Origin of the sequence: Chimaeribacter coloradensis, assembly GCF_002858715.1 — a bacterium.
Classification (GTDB): Bacteria; Pseudomonadota; Gammaproteobacteria; order Enterobacterales; family Enterobacteriaceae; genus Chimaeribacter; species Chimaeribacter coloradensis.
This window is the reverse complement of record NZ_PJZH01000011.1, coordinates 1-25404: the sequence shown is the minus strand read 5'-3', so window position 1 is coordinate 25404 and position 25404 is coordinate 1. Positions and strand designations below refer to the sequence as shown.

Annotated in this window: 18 protein-coding genes and 5 tRNA genes; 14 read left to right on the top strand and 9 right to left on the bottom strand. The window is 58.4% G+C overall.

The window, feature by feature from the left end; translation table 11 throughout:
* Nucleotides 1-192 precede the first annotated feature (192 nt).
* The 3 genes from CYR32_RS12040 (at nt 193) to CYR32_RS12030 (ending at nt 3267) form a co-directional block, all read left to right on the top strand.
* The gene (locus tag CYR32_RS12040) at nt 193-1113 is read left to right on the top strand and encodes a formate/nitrite transporter family protein (RefSeq protein ID WP_101824648.1); all 921 of its coding nucleotides are present in this window, start codon (nt 193-195) and stop codon (nt 1111-1113) included.
* A gap of 113 nt (nt 1114-1226) precedes the next feature.
* Nucleotides 1227-1301: transfer RNA gene (locus CYR32_RS12035), tRNA-Arg, on the top strand.
* 409 nt (nt 1302-1710) lie between these two features.
* On the top strand, nt 1711-3267 hold the full coding sequence (locus CYR32_RS12030; RefSeq protein ID WP_101824646.1) for a methyl-accepting chemotaxis protein: 1557 nt from the start codon (nt 1711-1713) through the stop codon (nt 3265-3267).
* Between the two features lie 1862 nt (nt 3268-5129).
* Here the strand turns inward: CYR32_RS12030 and alaC are convergent.
* Both alaC and CYR32_RS12015 read right to left on the bottom strand, forming a co-directional pair.
* Nucleotides 5130-6362: an alanine transaminase gene (gene alaC / locus CYR32_RS12020; protein WP_101824644.1), complete on the bottom strand. Its 1233-nt coding sequence runs from the start codon at nt 6360-6362 to the stop codon at nt 5130-5132.
* 206 nt (nt 6363-6568) lie between these two features.
* Nucleotides 6569-7096: a GNAT family N-acetyltransferase gene (locus tag CYR32_RS12015; RefSeq protein WP_101824642.1), complete on the bottom strand. Its 528-nt coding sequence runs from the start codon at nt 7094-7096 to the stop codon at nt 6569-6571.
* Between the two features lie 176 nt (nt 7097-7272).
* Between CYR32_RS12015 and CYR32_RS12010 the strand changes: the two genes are divergently transcribed.
* From CYR32_RS12010 to CYR32_RS11995, 4 genes are all read left to right on the top strand, one after another.
* Nucleotides 7273-8520 (top strand): DUF1479 domain-containing protein, encoded by a 1248-nt coding sequence (locus CYR32_RS12010; RefSeq protein WP_101824640.1) that lies wholly within the window; start codon nt 7273-7275, stop codon nt 8518-8520.
* A 111-nt stretch (nt 8521-8631) separates the two neighbouring features.
* Nucleotides 8632-10323, top strand: coding sequence for a sensor histidine kinase (locus CYR32_RS12005; protein WP_101824638.1), 1692 nt, complete (start codon nt 8632-8634; stop codon nt 10321-10323).
* A gap of 28 nt (nt 10324-10351) precedes the next feature.
* Complete coding sequence (locus CYR32_RS12000) at nt 10352-11086, top strand: LytR/AlgR family response regulator transcription factor (RefSeq protein WP_101824636.1); 735 nt, start codon at nt 10352-10354, stop codon at nt 11084-11086.
* A gap of 165 nt (nt 11087-11251) precedes the next feature.
* The gene (locus CYR32_RS11995) at nt 11252-12475 is read left to right on the top strand and encodes an L-lactate MFS transporter (RefSeq protein ID WP_101824634.1); all 1224 of its coding nucleotides are present in this window, start codon (nt 11252-11254) and stop codon (nt 12473-12475) included.
* 69 nt (nt 12476-12544) lie between these two features.
* On the opposite strand, the gene glk is transcribed toward CYR32_RS11995, so the two are convergent.
* From glk to CYR32_RS11980, 3 genes are all read right to left on the bottom strand, one after another.
* The gene (glk, locus tag CYR32_RS11990; RefSeq protein WP_101824632.1) at nt 12545-13513 is read right to left on the bottom strand and encodes a glucokinase; all 969 of its coding nucleotides are present in this window, start codon (nt 13511-13513) and stop codon (nt 12545-12547) included.
* Between the two features lie 343 nt (nt 13514-13856).
* Nucleotides 13857-14549 (bottom strand): aspartate/glutamate racemase family protein, encoded by a 693-nt coding sequence (locus CYR32_RS11985; protein ID WP_101824827.1) that lies wholly within the window; start codon nt 14547-14549, stop codon nt 13857-13859.
* A 333-nt stretch (nt 14550-14882) separates the two neighbouring features.
* Complete coding sequence (locus CYR32_RS11980) at nt 14883-16562, bottom strand: alpha-keto acid decarboxylase family protein (RefSeq protein WP_101824630.1); 1680 nt, start codon at nt 16560-16562, stop codon at nt 14883-14885.
* Between the two features lie 277 nt (nt 16563-16839).
* Between CYR32_RS11980 and mgrA the strand changes: the two genes are divergently transcribed.
* Both mgrA and CYR32_RS11970 read left to right on the top strand, forming a co-directional pair.
* Entirely contained in the window at nt 16840-17829 is a 990-nt protein-coding gene (gene mgrA, locus CYR32_RS11975) for an L-glyceraldehyde 3-phosphate reductase (protein ID WP_101824628.1), read from the top strand.
* Nucleotides 17830-18046: 217 nt separating this feature from the next.
* Nucleotides 18047-18400, top strand: a complete 354-nt coding sequence (locus tag CYR32_RS11970; RefSeq protein WP_101824626.1) for a DUF2502 domain-containing protein — start codon at nt 18047-18049, stop codon at nt 18398-18400.
* 76 nt (nt 18401-18476) lie between these two features.
* Here the strand turns inward: CYR32_RS11970 and CYR32_RS11965 are convergent, their stop codons facing one another.
* Nucleotides 18477-19706 (bottom strand): Nramp family divalent metal transporter, encoded by a 1230-nt coding sequence (locus tag CYR32_RS11965; protein WP_101824624.1) that lies wholly within the window; start codon nt 19704-19706, stop codon nt 18477-18479.
* A gap of 412 nt (nt 19707-20118) precedes the next feature.
* Here CYR32_RS11965 and CYR32_RS11960 point away from each other — a divergent pair, with 412 nt between their 5' ends.
* Nucleotides 20119-21306 (top strand): NupC/NupG family nucleoside CNT transporter, encoded by a 1188-nt coding sequence (locus CYR32_RS11960; protein WP_101824623.1) that lies wholly within the window; start codon nt 20119-20121, stop codon nt 21304-21306.
* Between the two features lie 199 nt (nt 21307-21505).
* On the opposite strand, the gene CYR32_RS11955 is transcribed toward CYR32_RS11960, so the two are convergent.
* Together CYR32_RS11955 and CYR32_RS11950 are read right to left on the bottom strand one after the other, a co-directional pair.
* A tRNA-Ala gene (locus CYR32_RS11955) sits at nt 21506-21581 on the bottom strand.
* A gap of 70 nt (nt 21582-21651) precedes the next feature.
* Nucleotides 21652-21727: transfer RNA gene (locus tag CYR32_RS11950), tRNA-Ala, on the bottom strand.
* 367 nt (nt 21728-22094) lie between these two features.
* On the opposite strand from CYR32_RS11950, the gene CYR32_RS11945 reads away from it, so the two are divergent.
* Together CYR32_RS11945 and CYR32_RS11940 are read left to right on the top strand one after the other, a co-directional pair.
* A complete protein-coding gene (locus tag CYR32_RS11945; RefSeq protein WP_101824622.1) occupies nt 22095-22883 on the top strand; it encodes a formate/nitrite transporter family protein in 789 nt (262 codons plus the stop codon).
* Between the two features lie 162 nt (nt 22884-23045).
* Nucleotides 23046-23420 carry a YfeC-like transcriptional regulator gene (locus CYR32_RS11940; RefSeq protein ID WP_165698235.1) on the top strand — a complete coding sequence of 125 codons (375 nt, stop codon included), beginning with the start codon at nt 23046-23048 and terminating at the stop codon, nt 23418-23420.
* A gap of 84 nt (nt 23421-23504) precedes the next feature.
* Here CYR32_RS11940 and gltX read toward each other — a convergent pair whose 3' ends face one another.
* Nucleotides 23505-24920 (bottom strand): glutamate--tRNA ligase, encoded by a 1416-nt coding sequence (gltX, locus tag CYR32_RS11935; protein WP_101824620.1) that lies wholly within the window; start codon nt 24918-24920, stop codon nt 23505-23507.
* A gap of 273 nt (nt 24921-25193) precedes the next feature.
* On the opposite strand from gltX, the gene CYR32_RS11930 reads away from it, so the two are divergent.
* Together CYR32_RS11930 and CYR32_RS11925 are read left to right on the top strand one after the other, a co-directional pair.
* Nucleotides 25194-25269 (top strand) — tRNA-Val (locus tag CYR32_RS11930).
* 58 nt (nt 25270-25327) lie between these two features.
* Nucleotides 25328-25403 (top strand) — tRNA-Val (locus CYR32_RS11925).
* Nucleotide 25404 lies beyond the last annotated feature (1 nt).

Sequence of the window (25404 nt, the reverse complement as noted above, 5' to 3'; positions counted from 1 at the left end):
GCGGCCATTAACCCGCATAATGGTGCGTTTTTCCTCAACGTTAAGATTCTGTTACTTTTCTTTTTATATGGCGTAACAGTTTGTGCCAACCCCGGCGCAAAGTGTGAAATCTTCTATGCTTAGTGTGGCGGGTTTTCACCTGCTTTTTCATTAGCCGTTCTGGCTGATGGTTCACCACACTGGGAAATAACAATGACGCAACCAACGGATAAAAAACGTCCACAGGACAACGACGAACACGAAGTCGACAGCAAAGAGAGCGACCAGGGCACCGACATTGAAGTGGATGAGGAGAAACTCCCCTCCCGCGCGGCGGCGGTGCATGAGCAGATCCGCATGGAGGGGGAGAAGGAGCTGGAGCGTGACGGCATGGCACTGCTCTGGTCCGCCATTGCCGCCGGGCTGTCGATTGGCGCGTCGCTGATGGCGAAAGGGATTCTGCACGCCCACCTGCCCGACACCCCGGCGCGCTTCTTTCTGGAGAACCTCGGCTACACCGTGGGGTTTATCATCGTCATCATGGCGCGCCAGCAGCTTTTCACCGAGAACACCGTCACCGCCGTGCTGCCGGTGATGCATAAACTCACGTTGAAAAATATCGGCCTGCTGTTCCGGCTCTGGGGCTGGGTGCTGCTCGGCAACGTGCTGGGCGCGGCCTGTGCCGCCCTCGCCTTCTTAGTGATGCCGATTTTTGATGAGCCGGTGCGCCAGGCCTTTATCAGCATCAGCGAAGAGATCATGAAAAACACCCCGACCGAGATGTTCGCCAACGGCATTATCTCCGGCTGGCTGATCGCGACCATGGTCTGGATGTTCCCCTCGGCCGGGGCGGCCAAGCTGTGGGTCATTGTGATCATGACCTATCTGGTGGGCATCGGCGACCTGACGCACATCGTGGTCGGCTCGGTGGAGATCCTCTACCTGGTGTTTGCGGGCGTGATCCCGTGGCAGGAATTTTTCTACCCGTTCGCCTTCCCGACACTGCTGGGCAACATCATCGGCGGCACCTTTATCTTCGCGCTGATCAGCCACGCGCAGATCCGCAATGACATGAGCAACGAAGCCAAAGCCCGCGCCGAAGGCGAACGCAAACAGGCGCGCGATGACCGCTGAGCCGCCCCCGTCGCCACCGATTGGCGACGGAATAGGCAAACGGTCAGTAAAGCGCTTATTCTCAGAACAAAAATGGGTATAATGCCCGGCGGACGGCAGCACGCCGTCCGGTTGTCCCCTTAGTTAAATGGATATAACGAGCCCCTCCTAAGGGCTAGTTGCAGGTTCGATTCCTGCAGGGGACACCAGCACCTCCCTCCCGCAAAGCGCCGCTCTATCGGCATCATCTCCTGTATCACCGACCGCTTCATGTTTCTGGCCCCAACGAAAAACGTATAACCTATTGCGCACCTTAAGCTGGGTGACGCCAACCCCGCCGCTGCAGCTGCCGATTGCCTGCCCTGTTGCGGCTGAGCGCCCTGTAGCCCCATTTTTTCCCCTCACTGGCGGCAGGAGCCTGCCTATGCTCTGCCGGTGCGTACAGGCCGTGCCTGCCCTCCTTCTTTAGCATTTCGCGCTATTTCCGCGGAAAAAAGGGCCACTGCGCCATGAAACCCTCTCCTGACGCTAAAGGATTGCCGCCCGCGGCCGATTTGTTTCCTGCCTTTTTTACACATCATTCCGCTCAACAAACGTTAACGCGTGGATTAATGCCTCATGCTTAAGAATTTTAGTATCCGTCAAAAATTTATCGCCGCCTTTGGTGCCGTGGTCGCGGTGCTTATCATCATCTGCGCCTCGTTTTACCTGAACTTCTCGCGGATTGTCAGCGCCAATGACTGGAACGTGCATACCTACCAGGTGATCGACGAAGGCCGGGCGCTGGTGGAGAGCCTGGTCAATATGGAAACCGGCCTGCGGGGCTTTGCGCTCAGCGGGGATGAGGCGATGCTGGAGCCCTATACCACGGGCCAGGCCGCCTTTACCGAACACCTCAATAAAGCGAAAGCGCTGACCTCCGATAACCCGGCCCAGCAGACCCGCCTGAACCAGTTGCTGCAACAGGAGCAGCAGTGGACCACCACCTTTGCTCAGGCATTGCTGGATAACCGGCGCGCGCAGGCCACCGGGGCCATGACGCCGGAGGCGTTTCTCGCCGCGTTCCGGGCCAATACCGGTAAAGCGCAAATGGACGCCATGCGCGCGGTGATTGCCGCTGTCTCTGGTGAGGAGCAGTCACTGCTGGAGGGGCGCCGGCTGGCAGTGCAGGCCACCCGCACCAACACCACCCTGACTCTGTGGCTGGGGGCGCTGTTCGGCCTGGGCATCGCCGTTACGCTGGGTTACCTGCTGGCCCGTGCCATCACCGCCCCGTTGCAGCGGGCCGTGGCCGCCGCGCAGGCGATCGCCAAAGGCGACCTCACCTCAACGCTGGTAACCGATTCTAAAGATGAAACCGGCCTCTTGCTGGATGCTCTGGCGACCATGCAGTCGCAACTGATCCGGGTGGTCACGGATATCCAGTCAGCGGCATCGCTGATTGATAACGCTGCCCAGGAGGTGTCGTCCGGGAATACTGACCTCTCCAGCCGTACCGAGCAGCAGGCGGCCTCGCTTGAAGAGACTTCCGCCAGCATGGAGCAGCTCACGGCCACAGTGCGCCAGAACACCGCCAATGCCCAGCACGCCAGCTCGCTGGCAACGGATGCCTCCCAGGTGGCGATGCGGGGCGGCGAGGTGGTGGAACAGGTGGTGAGCACCATGTCCGCGATTGCGGAAAGCTCGAAGCATGTGGTGGATATTATCGGCACCATTGAAAGCATCGCCTTCCAGACCAACATCCTGGCGCTGAACGCGGCGGTAGAAGCGGCGCGGGCCGGTGAGCAGGGCCGCGGGTTTGCCGTGGTCGCCAGCGAGGTGCGGGCACTGGCGCAACGCAGCGCCAATGCCGCCAAAGAGATCAAACAGCTGATCGGTGCCTCAAACAGCCGCGTCACCCAGGGCTCAGCGCTGGTAGCAGACGCCGGGACCACCATGGGGGAAATCGTCAGCGCGATCCGCCGCGTCTCGGACATCATGGGCGAGATCTCCACCGCTTCTGATGAACAAGCCAATGGCATTGAGCATGTCAGCATTGCGGTGGCGCAGATGGATGAAGTCACCCAGCAAAACGCCGCGCTGGTTGAGCAGGCCGCGGCCGCTGCGGTCTCTCTGGAGGAGCAGGCTGACCACCTGGCGAAGACCGTTTCAGTATTCAAAACGTCGGCCGCCTGATGTATGCCGGGGTACCGGGCAGCGCCCCGGTACCCGGTTTCAGAGTAGAAAACGTTTACAAACCCCGGTCACCGCTGACCGGTCTGCTCTGCAAAGGGTAAAAAGAGGCCGGTTCCTGTTGGGGCCGGCCTGTTGCTACCCCCCTGATTCTCCGGCTTATCCCTATTCCTTTTCGCTTTTGCCTGCTTAATTGCACGCTATTTGCCTGAAAGCCAGCCATAGGAACCGGTTCCATTTAAATTTTATTCCGCTTTTTTTAATACGCCGGTTATTTTCAACCGGTTTACCTGCCGCTTTTTTTAATTGATTATTTTAATTCCAGCGATCAATCCGGTAATAAACACTGTTATTTCCCCGTTAATCGCGGCGTTGGAAATAAGAATTTTACCCAGGCATTAATCATCCTTAAAATAACTAAGGATTATTATTAGCCCTGAGGGAAATGCATATCACGGTGACGGTAAGCGGGAATGCGGAGGAATGTTTTGAGGGCTATACAGGGAAGGCAGACCCTTCAGATAACCCTCAATAAGGTAAAGGAGATTACAATGACGTGAAAAAAGCAGAAAATAACCGGAGAAAAGAAATGGGGCCCTTGAATAGTGAATACATAGGATAACACACCCGGCTTTTTACCGATCGGCACAGCTATTCAGCCAGCCAGCTAATACTTTCATCTTTGATAAGATAATGAAACCTATGGATATCCTCTTGATTCACTCGGTGACCGCAGTCACAACACCTATAAACCGGAGATGTAACGGTAACTTCAGATCGGTCCAAAGACTCAAAATCTTCACCCCCACAATGCTGACAGATGAAGTAAAAATTATTCATGTACCTCACTCATAAAAAAGTGCCACGCGGTAATAACCTCAGGTAAACCTGCCCGGTGACTGTAGTGTTGACATTGCTACCCTAATCAGCGACCACACGTTATCAATTTTTTCAGGGCTGCTGCCCGGCTATTGATTTTATCGGTGATGCTGCCTTCATTCGGTACTGCCTCACTGATTGATGCCTTTCCATGGTGAAGTGTTAACACTTATCAAAACATACCGCCAATCAATGAAACCGGAGCGGTAACCTTATAAGCGTAAACAGAAACTGGACATTTTGCCTGCCGGCACCGCAACGGGTGCGCCATCAGCAGAACAAGGATTAAAAAATTTCATCATGATTTCAGCAAATGCGACTGACTCTGCCATAAACCCTCAGGAAATGGTGCTCCCGGGCAGCGCCTCACCACTAACTCCCCTATTTTATACCGACTCGCTGCGTTAGTTTTAATTAAAATTCATTATACTTTTAACACAGCACTACCCTGCCTGACCCGGCAATTGTTTACATTACAAGGCGCCAATACTTAACTCAAATGTTAAAAGTATTAAATCATCTTATAAGTCACAACTACAATTATATTTTTTCTATATATAAAACTGGGCTTAAGCGGCAGGTTAACCAGAAAAGAGGGAATGGCAGTAAATTTTGCCCGCTGATGGCTAAAGTTTTACCCGCCGGGGCCGATATCGGGGTTATCCGCTCTCAGCGAGGCAACCACTATGATGAGCCGCCGCATAACCTGGCTTGGCGTTTTTACATTTTGTATTCTGTTCTGGGTCGTCGTCTTCTCCCTGTTTTAATCCCGGCAGCCGGATGCGCGCCCCGGCGTGGCCCGGCGCACGGCTGAAGGCAGGCCTTTTCAGGTATCACGCAATGAAATATGGAATGATGGGTGTGTCATTGATGGTGGTGGTCTGGCTGGGCGTGTTTGCCCTGCTGGTGGCGTAGCACCGCCGCCCTGCCCCAGATGCCACCCAACAAAAAGGGCGCGGATGCGCCCTTTTTCATTGCCTGTACGGTCAGTTTGCGGTGTCGCTGCTTTTGGCCGTGCTGAGCAGGCCGTCGGCCCGGAACATCCCTTTGATGCCGCGCACCGCCTGGCGGATGCGGTCCTGATTCTCGATCAGCGCAAAGCGCACATGGGTGTCGCCGTAGTCGCCGAAGCCGATACCGGGCGAGACGCAGACTTTCGCGTCAGCCAGCAGTTTTTTGGCAAACTCCAGTGACCCCAGGTGGGCATAGGCGTCGGGGATTTTCGCCCAGACATACATCGAGGCTTTCGGGTTCTCGACCATCCAGCCCGCCTCATGCAGCCCCTTCACCAGCACATTGCGCCGCTGCCGGTACTGTTCGGCGATGTCACGCACGCACTGCTGATCCCCTTCCAGCGCCGCGATCGCCGCTACCTGCAACGGCGTGAAGGTGCCGTAGTCGTGGTAGCTTTTGATGCGCGCCAGCGCGCTGACCAGCTCCGGGTTGCCGACCATAAAGCCGATGCGCCAGCCCGCCATGTTGTAGCTTTTGGAGAGGGTGAAAAACTCCACAGCGATCTCTTTCGCCCCCGGCACCTGCATGATGGACGGCGCTTTCCAGCCGTCGTAGACGATGTCGGCATAGGCGAGGTCATGCACCACCAGCACGTCATACTGCTTCGCCAGCGCGACCACCCGCTCAAAGAAATCAAGCTCCACGCACTGCGCGGTGGGGTTGGAGGGGAAGCCCAGGATCATCATCTTCGGCCGCGGGATCGACTCGCGGATCGCCTTTTCCAGCTCGCCGAAGAAGTCGACGCCCTCGGCCAGCGGCACGGAACGCACCTGCGCCCCGGCAATCACCGCGCCGTAGATATGGATCGGGTAGCTGGGGTTCGGCACCAGCACGGTGTCGCCGTGGTCAAGGGTGGCCAGCATCAGGTGCGCCAGCCCCTCTTTGGAGCCGATGGTGACGATCGCCTCGCTTTCCGGGTCAATCTCCACCTGGTAGCGGTCGGCGTACCAGCGGGAGATGGCGCGGCGCAGGCGTGGGATGCCGCGGGACGTGGAGTAGCCGTGGGTGTCCTCACGCTGGGCCACGGTGCAGAGCTTCTCCACAATGTGCGGCGGCGTGGGGCCGTCAGGGTTGCCCATGCTGAAGTCGATGATGTCCTCACCGCGGCGGCGGGCCGCCATTTTCAGCTCGGCCGTGATGTTGAATACGTAGGGGGGAAGGCGTTCAATGCGGGTAAAACGGCGTAATGCACGGGGTTCAGCCATGATGTCCTCTTTTACGTTAGCGCCCGGACCGTCCGAGCGACGTCGGCCGCATGGCGGCCGGAAATTGACCCTATCGCAACAAAAATCGCCTGTCGAGCAAATCGCAACTTATTTCTTACATTTACGTCACTTATCTATAAAAATTTTTTATCGAAATTTTTTGATGTATTGCGCCATTGGCCCCGTTTTTTGGCGGGAAAAAGCGGTCACACCGGACGGTTAACGCGCGCCAGCAGCCAGTCGCTCTCCCACTCCCCGGCCAGCTGGTAGTTGTCCTTCAGGGTGCCTTCCCACTCAAACCCGCACTTCTCCAGCACCCGGCGTGATGCCCGGTTGCCTTCCACCACCAGCGCTTTCAGCCGGTGGAAGCCGCAGGTATCAAACGCAAACTCGCACACGGCGGCCAGCGCCTCGCTGGCATAGCCCTGCCCCTGCGCCTCCGGCAGCATCATGTAGCCCATCTCCGCCTGCCGGAAAGGTTCCCACTCCGGCAGAAAGCCGGTGACGCCCAGCGCCGCGCCGGTGGTTTTTTCCCGGATCACCAGGCAAAGCCAGTGGTGGCTGGTTTTGTCCCAGGCGGGCAGCCGCGCCTCAAAATGCGCACGGATGGTCTCTTCACTGCGCGGGTCAGCCACAAAGGCCATCACACGCGGGTCCTGCTGCAGTTGCAGGAACAGCGGCCAGTCCGCTTCCGTCATGGTGTGCAGGCTGAGCCGCGGGGTTGTCAGGTGCATAGTCATCTCCTCAGGGTGTTGTTTATTCTTCATATGAAAAAGATGATGCTTCATTTGAAAGGTGATCCCTTTTCTTTCGTCACAGCAAAGCACATAATGCTTAACAGTTGTATTACATAGTGGCGCTTCATCGTCACCTCATAACCACAACACCCCCTACCCTGGAGAGTTGCATTATGGCCGCACTGACCCTTGATAACATTCCCGACGCCATCCGAAAAGTCAAACAGCAGCTTCGCCGCGATCTGCCTGATTATGCGCAGGTTTTCCGGGAAGTAGAGCAGGCCATGCGCCAACAGGTGGAGACGATCCGCGCGGAGCTGGCGCGCGGGGAAAACCCTGTTCCGCAACTGGATGCGGAAGATATTTTGCAGGGCCGCGTCAGTGAGCAGCAGAAGGCGCTGATCCGTGAGCGCGGTGCCTGTGCCATCCGCGGGGTCTTCCCGCGTGAAAAGGCGCAGCGCTGGAACCGGATGATCGGCGACTATCTGGAGACCAATAATTTTGTGGAGCGGCTGAAAAACGCGGCAGAAGATAACTACTTCGGCACGCTGGCCGCCAGCAAGCCGCAGATTTACGGCATCTACTGGTCACAGCCGCAGGTGGAGGCGCGCCAGGATGCGCGCATGAAAGCGGTGCAGGTGTTCCTTAACCGGTTGTGGGACGCGGAAAGCCACGGTAAACAGCATTTCGACCCGGAACGGGTGGTGAGCTACGCTGACCGCACCCGCCGCCGCCCGCCGCGCTCCTCCTCGCTGGGGCTGTCGCCGCACGTGGACGGCGGCTCGCTGGAGCGCTGGCTGGATGAGAACTTCCGCCACGTTTACCGTGAGGTGTTCGCCGGGAACTGGCGCGACTATAACCCGTTTGCCGCCGAGGGGCGGCCGGAGGTGCGGGAGTTCCCCTCCCCGGCGGTCTGCTCGATGTTCCGTACCTTCCAGGGCTGGACGGCCCTGACACCGCAGCGCACCCACGCCGGGACGCTGAACCTGATCCCGATCGCCAACGCCATGGCCTATGTGCTGCTGCGGGCGTTGCAGGATGATGTGCCGGAGGATGATCTCTGCGACGCCGCGCCGGGCCGTGCGCTCTCCATTTCGGAGAAGTGGCACCCGCTGCTGCTGGAGGCGGTCTCCCCGATCCCTGATCTGGAGCCGGGCGACACGGTGTTCTGGCACTGCGACGTGATCCACGCGGTGGAAAATGAGCACAACGGCGAGTTTGACAGCAACGTGATGTACATCGCCGCCGCGCCCTGGTGTGAGAAAAATGCGGCCTACCTGCCGCAGCAGGCGGCGAGTTTCCTTGACGGCCGCTCACCGCCCGATTTCGCCGCTGATGATTTTGAGGTCGATTTCACCGGCCGCGCCACGGCTGACGATCTCACCCCGGCCGGGCGGGCGCAGATGGGCCTCGACGCGTAACGTTTCTGTTATGCCCCTGTAAACAGCAAGGCCACCGGTGCTGGCACCCCCGGTGGCTTTTCTTTATAGTGGACGCCCGTGAACCGGCACAGGATGCCTGTTGTGCATGTGATGTACGAAAATTCAGTCTTTGAAATGCTGCTGGCGGTGTTTGACCGCGCCGCGCTGATGTTGATCTGCCTGTTCTTCCTGACCCGCACCCGCCCCTTCCGCCAGCTGTTGCAGAAAGAGCAGCACACCCCGCGCGAGCTGGCCGCGGTGACCGCCATTTTCTCCCTGTTTGCGCTGTTCAGCACCTACTCCGGCATCCACGTCGAAGGCTCGCTGGTCAACGTGCGGGTGATCGCCGTGATGTCCGGCGGGATTCTGTTCGGGCCGTGGGTCGGCATTATTACCGGGCTGATCGCCGGGGTACACCGCTACGCCATTGATATGCATGGCATCACCGCCATTCCCTGTCTGATCACCAGCGTGGTCGCCGGGGTGTTGTCGGGCGTCATCCATCAGCGGGTGCTGAAGGAGAAGCGCTGGTCGGTGGGGATCGCCGCCGGGATGGCGTGTGAATCCCTGACCATGCTGCTGGTGGTGGTGTGGGCGGAGCCGCTGTCGCTGGGGCTGGAGATCGTCTCCAAGATCGCCGTGCCGATGATCCTCGGCGCGACCTGCATCGGCCTGATTGTGTTGCTGGTGCAGAGCGTAGAGGATGAAAAAGAGGTGATCGCCGCCCGCCAGGCGCGGCTGGCGCTGGACATCGCCAACAAGACGCTGCCCTATTTCCGCGACATCAACCACGCCTCGCTGACCACCATCTGCGACATCATCCGCAGCGACATCAAAGCCGATGCGGTGGCGATCACCGACACCAAAACCATCCTCGCCTATGTCGGTACCGGCGCTGAGCAGTACAACATCGGCCACGAAATCATCGGCGAGATGACCAAAGAGACGCTGCGGCGCGGCAAGATCACCATCAAGAACAACGATGAGATGGACCGCACGCCGCAAATCCACTCGCTGATCATCATCCCGCTGTGGGAAAAAGGGGAAGTCACCGGCTCGCTGAAGATCTACTACTGCCGCGCCCACAAGATCACCTATTCCCTGAAAGTGATGGCGGTCGGGCTGTCGCAGATGATCTCGACGCAGATGGAGGTGTCGCGCACCGAGCAGCTGCGCGAGATGGCCAACAAAGCGGAGATGCGGGCGTTACAAAGCAAAATTAACCCGCACTTCCTGTTCAACGCGCTGAACGCCATCTCCTCCTCTATCCGTATCAATCCGGACACCGCCCGCCAGCTGATCATCAACCTGTCGCGCTACCTGCGCTACAACCTGGAGCTGAACGACGAGCTGATTGACCTGCGCAAAGAGCTGCATCAGGTGCAGGACTACATCGCCATTGAGCAGGCGCGCTTCGGCAGCAAACTCACGGTGCTGTATGACGTGGATGAAGAGATCGCGGTGCCGATCCCGAGCCTGCTGATCCAGCCGCTGGTGGAGAACGCGATTGTGCACGGCATTCAGCCCTGCCGCGGCAAAGGGGTGGTGTCGATCAGCGTCAAACACCAGGGCGATCGCATCCGCGTGGCGGTGCAGGACACCGGCCACGGCATCAATCAGGAAACCATCGACCGCGTGGCGCGCAATGAGATGCCGGGCAATAAGATCGGGTTGTTGAATGTGCACCACCGCGTGTCGCTGCTGTATGGCGAAGGGTTACAGATCCGCCGGCTGGAGCCGGGCACCGAGATCGCCTTCTTTATTACCAAACAGGGCGGTAAAACAGCCGCCGCCCCCGCCTGACGCCGGGCACCTTTACCGGGGAGAGACCGTGAAAGCGATTATTGTTGAGGATGAGTTCCTGGCTCAGGAGGAGCTGAAATACCTGATCAATGCCCACAGCAGCATTCAGCTGGAGGGCAGCTTTGATGACGGGCTGGATGTGCTGAAATACCTGCAGCACCATCAGGTTGACGCGATTTTCCTCGACATCAATATCCCGTCACTGGATGGCGTGCTGCTGGCGCAGAACATCAGCAAATTCGCCCATAAGCCTTACATTATTTTTATCACTGCCTATAAAGAGCACGCTGCCGAGGCGTTCGAGCTCGAGGCGTTTGACTACATCCTCAAGCCCTACCATGAGGCGCGCATCGTCACCATGCTGCAAAAGCTGGAGGCGCACTACCGCCGTGACCGGCAGGCAGGCGGCGACCAGCCGGTCACGGCCCGCCACAGCCACAGCATCAACCTGATCAAGGATGAGCGGATCATCGTCACCGACATCAATGACATCTACTACGCCGCAGCGCAGGAGAAGGTGACGCTGGTCTATACCCGGCGCGAGGAGTTCATCATGCCGATGAACATCACTGAGTTTTTCAACCGGCTGCCGGAGGAGTTCTTTTTCCGCTGCCACCGCTCCTACTGCGTAAACCTGTCGAAAATCCGCGAAATTGTGCCCTGGTTTAACAACACTTACATCCTGCGGTTAAGCGATTTACCTTTTGAGGTGCCGGTCAGCCGCAGCAAGGTCAAGGCGTTCCGGCAGCTGATGCGCATCTGAGTGCATTTCATTCCGCCCTGGCGGCATCTCATTCCTGATTCGATCTCAGGCTTGAAACCCGCCCGTATACTGGCTTCAGTGGGCGGGCCGGGTTCCCTCACCTGAGTGCTTCCGGCCTGTTAATTTTGGCCCGGCGGGCCATGTTTGTTGTATCAGGAGGCCGGAATGACCAGCAGTAAACCGGTAAATCGCGGGTTGATCGTCATGGGCACCATCATTGTGCAGATGGGGCTGGGCACTATTTACACCTGGAGCCTGTTTAACCAGCCGCTGGTGGAGAAATTCCACTGGGCATTGGGCGATGTCGCCACCACCTTTTCCATCACCAGTTTCTCCCTTGCCATCGCCACCCTGTTCGCCGGGCGGTTACAGGAGCGCCTCGGCATCCGCCGCCTGACGCTGCTGGCCGGGCTGCTGCTCGGCTGCGGGCTTGTCGCCAGCGCCTACGCCACCTCCCTGACCCAGTTCTATCTGCTGGCCGGGTTTGTGGTCGGCTTCGCGGACGGCACTGCCTACATCACCACCCTTTCCAACCTGATTAAATGGTTCCCGGAGCGCAAAGGGCTGATTGCCGGGATCTCGGTCGGCGCCTTCGGCACCGGCAGCCTGCTGTTTAAGTATGTCAACGCGGCGCTGATTGCAGAGGCGGGCGTGTCGCAGGCGTTCCTCTACTGGGGGCTGATTGTGATGGCGCTGGTCGCGGCCGGTTCGCTGCTGCTGAAGGAGAAGGCCGTCCCGGCTGCCGGTACGGTGCAGGCTGAGAGTGGCAAGCCCGATTTCACCGTGGCGGAGATGCTGAAAACCAAGGAAGCCTACCTGCTGTTCCTTATCTTCTTTACTGCCTGCATGAGCGGTCTCTACCTGATCGGGATTGTGAAAGACATCGGCGTGCAGCTGGCCGGGATGGATCTGGCGACGGCCGCCAATACCGTTTCCGCCATCGCCATTTTCAACACCGCCGGGCGGATTATCCTCGGGGCATTGTCGGACAAGGTCGGCCGCATGCGGGTGATCAGCTTCACCCTGCTGATCACCACCCTGGCGGTGGCAACGCTGAGCTTTATCCCGCTTACCTCTGCGCTGTTCTTTATCTGCGTCGGAGCCATCGCCTTCTGCTTCGGCGGCAATATCACGGTGTTCCCGGCGATTGTCGGCGACTTCTTCGGCTTGCGTAACCACAGCAAAAACTATGGGCTGATCTATCAGGGCTTCGGCGTCGGCGCGCTGGCCGGGTCGTTTGTGGCGGCGCACTTCGGCGGCTTCCACACCACCTTCCTGGTGATTGGTGTGATGTCTGTGCTCTCTTTGCTGATTACGCTGATGATTAAACCGCCGAAGAGCGAGACGGCAACCCGCGCGGCTGCCCTCCCCGCCCGCCAGCACGCCTGATCAGACAAGAAACGCAGGGCAAAAAAAAGCAGAGCCGGTGGCTCTGCTTTTTTTATGGGCGGCGTGGGCTTATAAGGTCACGCCCAGCGACTGGCGCAGGTGGGCACCGGCACCCAGCAGGCCCGGCTGCTCATGGGTGATCATATAAACCGGGATGTCCACCAGGTAGTCTTTGAAGCGGCCTTTGTCTTCAAACGCCGCGCGGAAGCCGGACGCCTTAAAGAACTCCAGGAAGCGCGGCACAATGCCGCCCGCGATGTAGACGCCGCCAAAGGTGCCGAGGTTCAGCGCCAGGTTGCCGCCGAACCGGCCCATGATCACGCAGAACAGCGACAGGGCGCGGCGGCAGTCGATGCAGCTGTCTTCCAGCGCGCGCTCGGTGACGTCTTTGGGTTGCAGGTTCTCCGGCAGGCGCTCATCCGCTTTGACAATCGCCCGGTAGAGGTTCACCAGCCCCGGCCCGGAAAGCACGCGCTCGGCGGAGACGTGGCCCAGCTCGGTGCGCAGCTGCTCGAGGATGATGTCCTCTTCAACGCTGTTCGGCGCGAAATCGACATGGCCGCCTTCGCCCGGCAGGCTCAGCCAGCGGTTACCGGCATGCACCAGATGGGCCACGCCCAGCCCGGTGCCGGCACCGTAGATGGCGATCGGTTTGCCCGGCTGCGCTTTTTTGCCGCCGAACTGCAACACATCCTGCTCGCCCAGCATCGGGATTGCCATCGACACCGCGGTGAAGTCGTTGATGATCTCAAGGTGGCTGAACCCCAGGTTCTGTTTCATCTCAGCAATGGAGAATGCCCAGGTGTGGTTGGTCATCGCGACCCAGTCGCCGGTAATCGGGCAGGCGATGGCGATGCAGCCATCCTCTACCACGGCTTCTGGGTGTTCCGCCAGATAGTGGCGGACCACTGCCTCCAGGCTCTCAAACTCCAGGCCGGAGAAGGTCTTGGCCTGTGAGATCTCGCCCGTGTCCAGTGCGCATAGCGCAAGGCGGGCATTGGTGCCTCCCACATCGCCCACCAGGGAATATTTGTTCATTGAGGATGCTTCTCCACGAAAAGGAATGTTATTAGCTGCGCACACTGTAAATTTACCCCTGCAAAACAACAATGCCGGGCGGTCAGCCTCCGGCTTTTTAGTGATCTTGATCACATAAATAAGTTTCTACTTTCGTTTACCGGTGAAAATCTCACCACGTCACCGGTTCACTGCCCGGTTTTTTTCCGGGTAATCCACTCACGCAGGGGCAGCCCCAGCCCGTTGACCGCCTATCCTATACTGCTTCGGTGACAATGGATCAGGCTTGTGGCGATTGCAGCGATAATTAGGAATTTACGACATCCTTTTCCGGCCCGGCATCTGCGTCAGCAGGCCCCGGCGTTTACGCCAGCGCGAAGCGGGCAGCGGCCACGGCGTGCAGGGCGGCAGTGTCGAACATCGGTACCTGCGCATCCTGCGCACCCACCAGCAGCGCGATTTCGGTACAGCCAAGGATGATACCGCCCGCCCCCTGCGCTTCCAGCGTGCGGATAATGCGGCGGTAGGCGGCGCGTGACGGCTCGCGCAGAATGCCGAGGCAGAGTTCGTCATAGATGATGCGGTGCACGGTGTCGCGGTCAGCGTCGTCCGGCACGATCACCTCCAGGCCAAACTGCGTTGCCAGCCGCCCTTTGTAGAAATCCTGCTCCATGGTAAAGCGGGTGCCGAGCAGCGCCACCCGGCGGATGCCCTGCTGCTGCACCGCCTGGGCGGTGGCATCGGCGATATGCAGCAGCGGCAGGCCGCCGATGCGCTCAATGTCAGCCGCGACCTTGTGCATGGTATTGGTACAGAGCACGATGACCTCCGCCCCGGCGCGCCGCAGTGCCGCCGCGGCCTCCCCCAGCATCTGCCCCGCCTGTTGCCATTCGCCCTGCCTCTGAAGCTGCTCAACCTGCGCAAAATCCACGCTGTAGAGCAGTAACCGGGCGGAGTGCAGGCCCCCCAGTTGCTGCTTCACCTCTTCATTGATCATGCGGTAATAAGGCACGGTGGATTCCCAGCTCATGCCGCCAATCAGGCCCAATGTTTTCATCAGCATTTCCTCTGCGGGTGGTCTGCCATGACCTTAACGCAGATTGAGGGAGGCGACGAGCCGCATTCCCCGGTTTTGCGTAATGCATTCCATAGAAGACGGCGGCGGTGTCTTAACCCCCGCCAATGTGTTGCTGCCGGCGGGGGAGCCTTCTGCTGAACACAGGCCTTTTCTGCCCGGCCATATGCGCCTGGTGCGGATAGCCCGGCAATGCTGATGTGGCCGCCGGAGAGCTGGCCTTAAAAGTATGTTGTAACTACGTGGTAAGGAATCATCAGCCGTTGTTGGCCCGGCGGCGTGCAAACCACCGTCACCGCCGGGCCGTATACCCTGTTATGCTGACGACGCGCTTTTGCCGGCGTTGCGCTGCTCAATTGCCTGCGTTACGGCCTGCAACAGGTCAGGGAGATCCATTTTCGGCAACATGACCTCCACCAGCGCCAGCTTTCCGGCATCGGCGACCTGATCCAGCGCGGCGTGCAGTTGCACCGGATCGGCGGCCCGCAGCGCCAGCACCTGATCGTCACCGCAGCCCAGCGCCTGAGGCAGCTGCGTCCAGTACCATTGGGCGATGTCGTTATAGCGCTGGCGCGGGCCGTGAATCGCCCGCTCGACGGTGTACCCCTGATTATTAAGGATGAAGATCAGCGGCTTAAGCCCATCGCGGATCATCGATCCCAACTCCTGAATGGTCAGCTGCGCCGATCCGTCACCGATCAGTAACACCACCCGGCGATCCTGTTGCGCAATCTGCGCGCCAAATGCGGCCGGCAGGGTATAGCCTATCGACCCCCACAGCGGCTGCACCAGCATGCGGCACCCTTCCGGCAGGGTAAGTGCCGCCGCGCCGAAGCAGGCGGTGCCCTGCTCCGCCAGCAGGATGTCGCCCGGCCGCAGGAAAGCCTGCATCGCCTGCCAGAAGGCCGGTTGATCGAGCCTGCCGGAATCAGAAGGCGGCAGCAAGGGTGGGGTTACCGGGCCGCAACGCCAGCGCGGCAGATGCGCTGCCACCACCTGCTGCAAGGCGGCCAGCGCCCCGGCCATCGGCACCTGGCTGAAACGCTGTGTGCCGGCTTGCGCGTCGAACGGGTGCAGCGCGAGGGTCTTTTCCGGCGGCAGCTGGTGGCTGAAACCGGCAGTAATGGTGTCGGTAAATTTTACCCCGATGGTAATGACCACGTCTGCGCCCTCCAGCGTACGGCGTACCTGCTCATCACTGGCGGCCCCGGCATAGGTGCCGATAAAGCCGGGGTTCTGCTCATTCAGCACGCTTTTGCCGAGCAGCAGCGTGCTGTGTGGCAGCCCGCACCCGGCCAGCCACTGATTCAGCGCCTCGCCCACGCCAAAACGATCGGCGAGGAAATCCGCCAGCACCGCGACGCTGCCCGCCCGGCTCAGCAGCGCATCTGCGGCGGCCGCAAAGGCCGCCACCGCCTGCGGCGAACACGCAGCCTGACGCGGTGCCAGCGGCAATGGCCGGGCCGCCAGCGGGGCGGCGGCCACATCACTGGGCAGCAGCAGGTAGCCGGGGCGGCGCTCATGCAATACGGTGCTGATGACCCGGTCAATCTCCGCCGGGGCGTTTTCCACCGTCAGGTGCGCCTGTGCGACCGTGACCTCCTGCGCCATGCGGGCAAAGTGGCCGAAATCGCCGTCGCCCAGGGAGTGGTGCAGCCATTCGCCGCGTTGTTGTGAGCTGAGCGGCGGCGCACCGACCACATGGATCACCGGCACGTACTCGGCGTAACTGCCGGCAGTCCCGTTGATGGCACTGAGTTCCCCTACGCCAAAGGTGGTCAGCAGCGCCCCGGCGCGGCGGCAGCGTGCGTAACCGTCCGCCGCATAGGCCGCATTCAGTTCATTGGCGCAGCCGACCCAGGCGATTTGCGGGTGATCGATCACATGATCGAGAAATTGCAGGTTATAGTCGCCCGGCACGCCAAACAGGTGCTCAATGCCTGCCTCTGCCAGCCGGTCCAGAAGATAATCACCAACGGTAACCTTTTCGCTCATCACTCCCCCTGCCTTTTGATAGGTATCCAGCATTAAGTATTGCTGACGCACTGCATGCGGCGAATCTTCTCTGCTGTGGGGATTGGCAAGCGGGCGTTACAGCGCTGCACACTGCGCGCCCCGCTGCCATAAAAATGCTGACTGTGACAGAAGCGGGTCTGCGTATTGCCGGAGGAATTGATAAGGCTCGGGAAGTTGTGATCCTGCCAACGGCAGGGGGGTGTGTAACCGTCTACACTACAGTGCAACTTTTCGCTCACTGATAAGGGAATTTTCTATGGTGTACCACGCCAGCCCGGCACGTTATGAAAGCATGGAGTACCGCCGTTGCGGCCGCAGCGGCCTGAAGCTGCCCGCCGTCTCCCTCGGCCTGTGGCACAATTTCGGCGACACCACGCTGCTGGAAAATAGCCGCCAGCTGCTGCGCCGCGCCTTTGACCTCGGCATCACGCACTTTGATCTCGCCAATAATTACGGCCCACCGCCCGGCTCCGCCGAGCTGAATTTCGGCCGCATCCTGAAAGAGGATTTCCTGCCCTACCGCGATGAGCTGATCATCTCTTCCAAAGCTGGCTACACCATGTGGGGGGGGCCTTATGGTGACTGGGGATCGAAAAAGTACCTGGTCTCCAGCCTTGACCAGAGCCTGCGCCGCATGGGGCTGGAGTATGTGGACATCTTCTACCACCACCGGCCCGATCCTGATACGCCGCTGGAAGAGACCATGGCCGCGCTGGATCTGCTGGTCCGTCAGGGCAAGGCGCTCTATATCGGCCTGTCAAACTACCCGGCGGAACGCGCGCGCCAGGCGTTTGAGATCCTGAAACAGCTCGGCACGCCCTGCCTGATCCACCAGCCGAAATACTCGATGTATGAACGCGGCATTGAAGACCAGCTGCTGGATACGCTGGCCGAGCATGGGGTGGGATCGATTGCGTTTTCGCCGCTGGCCGGCGGCCAGCTGACCGACCGCTACCTCAACGGCATCCCGGAGGATTCGCGGGCCGCCAGCGGCAGCCGTTTCCTTAACCCGGAACAGCTCACAGAAGAGAAACTGGCACGGGTGCGGGCACTGAATGCGCTGGCCCAGCAACGTGGGCAGAAACTCTCGCAGATGGCGCTGGCCTGGGTGCTGCGCGGCGACCGCGTGACCTCGGTATTGATTGGTGCCAGTAAAACCAGCCAGATTGATGATGCAGTCGGCATGTTGCAGAACCGCAGCTTCACCCAGCAGGAACTGGATGATATTGAAAAAATTTTGATGTAACCGCTTACCCTGCCCGCCGTGTTTCCTGACCGGCGGGCGCTCCCCCTCCTGCCTTCTGGTGTTGCTTTTTCTCCACAATTACTCCATTTTGACGCCCTTTGTCAGTAAACTGTTAAGACGGGTAAATGATTTAAAACGACCTGTTATCCGATAGTGCCTGACGTTAATTGGTCGTATATCTATGGCACCCACCGAGGTGGTCTGGAGGATAATAAGAATGGTTAAACTAAAAACACTTTTGCTGAGCGCACTTTTCGTTACCTTGTTACCCGCGGTACTGCCTGCCAAGGCGGATAACCTGAGTCTGCGGATGCCGGGCTTTTCGCTGTCCATCGGCGACCGCGACCGTCACGGTAACTACTGGGATGGCGGCCGCTGGCGTGACCGCGGCTGGTGGGAACGCCACCACCGCCCGCCGCACCGCTTCCACGGCGGCCCGCGTTTTTATGGCCCACCGCATGGCCATGCCTATGGGCATGACCGCCGCCGGGGTTATGAGCGCGGGTTTGAGCGGGGTTACGAACGTGGTTATGAGCGCGGCCGTGATAACCACCACGGCGGACGCCACTGACAGCCGGTAAATAATAAGAACACACAGCAATAAAAAAGGCAGGCCATTGGCCTGCCTCTCTTTTTTCAGCGACACCCTACATAATCATACTGACCAGCAGGTAGCCGTTCAGGCCAATCACCACCAGCACAATGATCCGCCCCAGGTTTTGCATCAGCGGGGTGTTGGTCATCTCACCCATCAACTCCCGGTTGCCGGTAAAGGAGAGCAGCGGCAGCAGCGCCAGCGCAATACCGAAACTCAGCAGCACCTGGCTCATCACCAGAATTTTGGTGGCATCCATCCCGAGCATGATCACAATAAAGGAAGGAAGCATGGTGACCACCCGGCGCACCCATAAAGGAATATAGAAGCGCACGAAGCCCTGCATGACCACCTGCCCTGCCAGCGTGCCGACGACCGTCGAGGAGAGGCCGGCCGCCACCAGGCTCAGGCCGAAGATGGTCGCGGCCGCATGGCCGAGCAGCGGCTCCAGCGTCAGGTAGGCCTGGTCGAGTTCACTGATGCCGCTGTGCCCGCTGAAGTGGAACGCCGCGGCAGCGGTCGCCATCATCGCCAGATTGACAAAACCGGCAATGGTCATGGCAATCGCCACATCCAGTTTGGTGGAGGAGTAACGGTCAGCCTTGGTGCTGGAACCGGAGCGCTGGGTCAGCGAAGAGTGCAGGTAAATGACGTGCGGCATAATGGTCGCGCCCAGTACCCCGGCCGCCAGATAGACCGCATCCGCCCCCGGCAGAGAAGGCAGCGCCATGCCTTTTACCAGCTCGCCCATTTTTGGTTGCGAGAAGAACAGCTCCACAATGTAAGCCGCCGCCACAAACAGCAGCAACCCGCCGATCACCCACTCCAGCGGCTTCTGGCCGCGGCGCTGGATCGCCAGGATAATAAAGGTCGCGATGCCGGTAAGCACGGCACCCTGTAACAGCGATACCCCCAGCAACAGCTTGAAGCCGATCGCCGCCCCGATAAACTCCGCCAGATCGGTAGCCATGGCGATGATTTCAGCCTGCACCCAGTAAGCCCATACGGCCGGGCGCGGGAAACGGTCGCGGATGTGCTCAGCCAGGTTTTTGCCGGTGGCAATGCCGAGTTTGGCTGAGAGCAGTTGGATCAGCATCGCCATCAGGTTGGCCCACACCACCACCCAGAGCAATTTATAGCCAAACGACGCCCCGGCCTGAATATTGGTCGCAAAGTTGCCCGGATCGATATAGCCGATGGCGGCGATAAAAGCCGGCCCCATTAAGGAAAGTTTAATTTTTCTGGACGTGCGGCTGGTAGCATCAGCGCGACTGTTCAGCATAACGTATAACCCTTAATCATGGTGTGCTTACCCGGTATCATCGAGTAAATGAGAATCGTTATCAAGCGCATCCCTATTGCTTGTGCTTATCTCTCTGATAGGCCGCAGTGATAAATGAAAGCTCGCTGAGGAGGTATGTCGCCACAGAGTCCCCTGCTTTTTGAGGGTTTTACCGTTGCAAAATCAGCCAATCCGGCAAAATTCAGTGCGTATTACCGCTGTTAATAAAACTAGCATAGATATTCATCTGACACATGGATTTCTTAACATCTTGATATTTCACAACGAAACGTGCGAACTCATTGATTTCATGCCCATGAATTTTTATATTTGCAATGGATGTCTCGTTTTTAATGTCGCCGTTACATAAAATGTCCCCCGAATTATCGCCTGCCTCAAATTTGGAGCACACATGTCCCGAATATTGCACTTTGCGTTAGCGTTGGCTGTGGTCGCTATCCTGGCTATGTTAGTCAGCCACGATCGCAAGAACATCCGCTTACGTTTTATCGCACAGTTACTCGTTCTTGAAGTCCTGCTCGCCTACTTCTTCCTGAATTCAGAAATTGGTTTAGGGTTCATTCAGGGTTTCGCTAACTTCTTTGATAAATTGCTTGGCTTTGCCGCACAAGGCACCGATTTCGTCTTCGGTGGCATGGGGGATAAAGGCCTCGCCTTCTTCTTCCTGAAAGTGCTCTGCCCTATCGTCTTCATTTCTGCCCTGATCGGTATCCTGCAGCACATCCGCGTGTTGCCGGTGGTGATCCGCTGGATCGGTACCGTGCTGTCTAAAATCAACGGTATGGGCAAGCTGGAGTCGTTCAACGCCGTCAGCTCCCTGATCCTCGGCCAGTCTGAGAACTTTATTGCCTATAAAGATATTCTCGGCAAGATGTCCGAAAAACGCATGTACACCATGGCTGCTACGGCGATGTCCACGGTTTCTATGTCGATCGTCGGCGCATACATGACCATGCTGGAGCCGAAGTATGTGGTGGCGGCACTGGTACTGAACATGTTCAGTACCTTTATTGTGCTTTCGCTGATTAACCCATACAAAGTAGAAGGCGAGCAGGATCTGCAGCTCGGTGAGCTGCATAAAGGCCAGAGCTTCTTTGAGATGCTGGGCGAATATATTCTGGCCGGCTTTAAAGTGGCAATTATTGTCGCGGCGATGCTGATCGGCTTTATCGCGCTGATCTCTGCCATCAACGCCCTGTTCAGCACCCTGTTCGGTCACAGCTTCCAGGAGCTGCTGGGTTACGTCTTCTACCCGTTTGCGTGGGTGATGGGCGTGCCGTCCAGCGAAGCGTTGCAGGTGGGCAGCATCATGGCGACGAAGATGGTTTCCAATGAGTTTGTGGCAATGATGGATCTGCAGAAGATTGCAGCCACCCTCTCCCCGCGCTCTGAGGGCATCCTGTCGGTGTTCCTGGTCTCCTTTGCCAACTTCTCCTCAATCGGGATTGTGGCCGGTGCGATCAAAGGCCTGAACGAGCATCAGGGCAATGTGGTCTCCCGCTTCGGCCTGAAGCTGCTTTACGGCTCTACTCTGGTGAGTGTGCTTTCCGCTTCTATCGCCGGTCTGGTGCTGGGTTAAGGCGCAGGTAATTCACGTTAAAAGGCGCTGCGGCGCCTTTTTTTATGCCTGCAAAAAGGCAAACCGGCGGGGTGACAGAGGCGCAAAGAGACGCGTATCCATCCGCGGGGGATGAATACGACGCTTGATGGGAAAAGCGGTGTCAGAATTGGTATAGTGCAGATAGCAAAAAACCGGCCTGAGCCGGTTTTTCTAATTTTGGTGGAGCTAGACGGGATCGAACCGTCGACCTCTTGCATGCCATGCAAGCGCTCTCCCAGCTGAGCTATAGCCCCACAGATGTGGCCACACAGGATTTTGAGGACGGGTGTGAACGTCCTGTACCAACCTTTCTGGGAAGAAAGTTGGTGGAGCTAGACGGGATCGAACCGTCGACCTCTTGCATGCCATGCAAGCGCTCTCCCAGCTGAGCTATAGCCCCGTATCAACACAACTTGTCGTGTGGACGGGGCGCATAATATGAAACCCACCAGATCCTGTCAACGGCTAAATACCATAATTAATTCAAGCGTCGAAAAAGCAGGCAACACCCTGCCGGGGTGGTGATTTCTTACGCGCAACGGCACCTTCTTCTCCCTTACTCATGCCCTGATGCGTAACCGCGGCCGGTTCGCCCCCCTTTCGCACCTGCGCAAAAGGCAACCGCACATATTGCAACATATTAAGATCATGAAGTTAGAGGCAGTTTAAAATAATGTTAGAACGTATAGTAATCAGGCTTGTTTTGAGATAATTCTCATACTAGACTGCCCCCCGCCTTTATCATAACTTTTACATCCGGGTTACACATGTCATTGCACACACCAAAAGAAATTGCCTCACTTGCCGTTCAGGCCGGTGTAGCGAAAAGCCACGCCTCCATCCTGAATCTGCTTATTCTGGGCTTTATGGCCGGCGCCTTTATTGCAACCGGCTTCCTGCTGGACCTGCACGTGATCGGTACGCTGCCGCCGCAATGGGGCTCCTTTGGCGGCCTGCTGGGCGCTGCGGTGTTCCCGGTCGGGCTTATCCTGACGGTGCTTGCCGGTGGCGAACTGCTGACCGGCAACATGATGACGCTGCCGATTGCCTGGTTCTCCCGCCAGATCCGCGCGCTGGCTATCCTGCGTAACTGGTTCTGGGTGACGATTGCCAACCTGCTCGGCAGCCTGGCCGTGGCCTTCTTCTTCGGCCACATGCTCGGCATGACCGAAGGCGCGTTCCTGGCGAAAACGGTTTCTATCGCCCAGGCCAAGGTCAACGCAGACTTCCTGCACGCCTTTATCTCCGGCATCGGCTGTAACTGGCTGGTCTGCCTCGCGGTATGGCTGGCGTTTGCCAGTAAAGAGATGGGCGGCAAAGTGATCGGCATGTGGTTCCCGGTGATGGCGTTCGTGGCTATCGGCTTCCAGCACGTGGTAGCAAACATGTTCATCATCCCGGCCGCTATTTTTGCCGGCGCGCTGACCTGGGCAGATTACCTGCCGAACTTTGTGGCCGTGTTCCTGGGTAATGCCGTGGGCGGCGCGGGCTTTGTTGGCCTGATCTACTTCCTGGCTTACCGCCCGGGTACTGAAGCCCCACAAGTTCAGCGTTAATCCTTCCGCATTACCTGCCCTGCCTTTCTGCTGCCCGCGCCTGCGGGCAGTTTTCTTGTGATCCAGATCGCGCCTTTTTTCACTTCCCCTAATCCCGTTAGTGAATCATGTAAAATGATCTACTTACGATAACCGTTAATTTCACCTCATCAGGGAAGTATGATGAACGACGAATGGATCACCCCAAAAGAGCTGGCACAGAAGACCGGCTACACCGAGCAGAGCATCAACCAGCGGGCGGCCAAAGAGAACTGGCAAAAACGCCGTCGCCCCGGCGTACAAGGTGGCCGGGCCCATGAGTTTGCATTGGCCAGTGTGGCCTCTTTTCTTGCCCAGAGCCGCTCCGCACAGGAAGAACCGGCCACTTACCTGACCTCCTCTGCGCAGCCGCGTGAAATCTGGATCGCGACCTTCAGCCGCCTCAACCGCCGTGAAAAGTATTTGATTACGCAATTTATCCTGCGTGAAGGCATCACCGGGATGATGAAAAAGCTGGGGCTGGACGATCTTCCTGACGACACGCCGCCGGAAGAATAAGTGCTGACGCAGGCCACCGCTGACGCGCGCCCATAAAAAAGGCCGGTAAGTCTCCTTACCGGCCTTGCTGTTTCTGAGGGTGCCTTATTGCTGCGCTTCGCGCTCCGCAATGTAGGCCAGAGCCTGGTCGATACGCGCCAGCGCTCGGCGCTGACCAATCGCATGGACGGTGACATCCATGCCCGGCGACTGGCCGGCCCCGGTCACGGCCACACGCAGCGGCATCCCGACTTTGCCCATGCCCACGCCCAGCTCATCTGCGGTGCCCTGAATGGCGTCATGCACCGTAGCCGGCGTCCACTCGGTCAGCGCGGCGAGTTTGGCTTTCACCGCTTCCAGCGGCTGGCGCGCCACCGGACGCAGGTGTTTCTTCGCGGCGTCGGCATCAAACTCGCTGAAATCCTCATAGAAGTAGCGGCACGCTTCTGCCATCTCTTTCAGCGTCTTGCAGCGCTCGCCCAGCAGGGTCACGATCTCAAACAGCTGCGGGCCGTTGCGGGTGTCGATGCCCAGCTGCTCCACATGCCACAGCAGGTGGGTTGCGACATACTCCGGCGGCATATGGTTAATGTAGTGGTGGTTCAGCCACTGCAGTTTTTCCGTGTTGAACGCACTGGCGGATTTGTTGATCGCTTCCAGGGTAAACAGGGATTTCATCTCCTCGATAGAGAAGATCTCCTGATCGCCGTGGGACCAGCCGAGGCGCACCAGGTAGTTCAGCAGCGCTTCCGGCAGGTAGCCGTCATCACGGTATTGCATCACCCCTACCGCACCGTGGCGTTTAGAGAGTTTTTTGCCGTCATCGCCCAGGATCATCGACACGTGGGCGTATTCCGGTACCGGCGCGCCCAGCGCTTTCAGGATGTTAATCTGGCGCGGGGTGTTGTTGATGTGGTCTTCACCGCGGATAACATGGGTGATCTCCATGTCCCAGTCGTCTACCACCACGCAGAAGTTGTAGGTCGGCGAGCCGTCGGTGCGGCGGATGATCAGGTCATCCAGCTCCAGGTTGCTGAACTCAATCGGCCCACGGATCTTGTCATCAAACACCACGGAACCATCCTGCGGGTTGGCAAAACGCACCACGCAAGGCTCATCTGCCGCATGGTGGTCGTGGCTGCCGCGGCAACGGCCGTCATAACGCGGTTTTTCGCCGTTGGCCATCTGCGTTTCACGCAACGCCTCCAGGCGCTCTTTCGAGCAGTAACATTTATAGGCAGTGCCCTGCTCCAGCATCTCGTCAATCACCGCGTTGTAACGGTCGAAGCGCTTGGTCTGGAAGTACGGGCCTTCATCCCAATCCAGGTTCAGCCAGTTCATGCCGTCCATGATTGCGTCAATCGCCTCCTGGGTAGAGCGCTCCAGGTCAGTGTCTTCAATACGCAGCACGAACTCGCCGCCCAGGTGGCGGGTAAACAGCCAGGAGTAGAGGGCGGTACGGGCGCCGCCGACATGCAGGTAGCCGGTCGGGCTGGGGGCAAAACGGGTTTTGATTTTCATGGGAAACACAGCCTTATTACGCAATGCAGCCGACGCGGGCCGCCGCTTGCTCGGAAAGAACCAAAAAGTGGGCAACATTCTACCACTCCATGTCGATTCCTCAACGCTCTCCGCCCCCGCCTTTCGCTCATTCATCAAAGATATGCATAAAGAAGCAGCGCCGCTGGCGATAAATGTTTCATCCTGATTACTTTTGCGGCGAACGATTATTTTCTCCGGAAAAAGCGTTGACTCACTTTGAACTATCCCTATAATGCGACTCCATCACGACGGGGGCGATTAGCTCAGTTGGTAGAGCATCTCCTTTACACGGAGGGGGTCGGCGGTTCGAGCCCGTCATCGCCCACCATCTTATCGGTGGCCTTGTTGTGATGAAGCGCAGTAAAAAGTAAACAGCAGTGACAGATGGGCGATTAGCTCAGTTGGTAGAGCATCTCCTTTACACGGAGGGGGTCGGCGGTTCGAGCCCGTCATCGCCCACCAT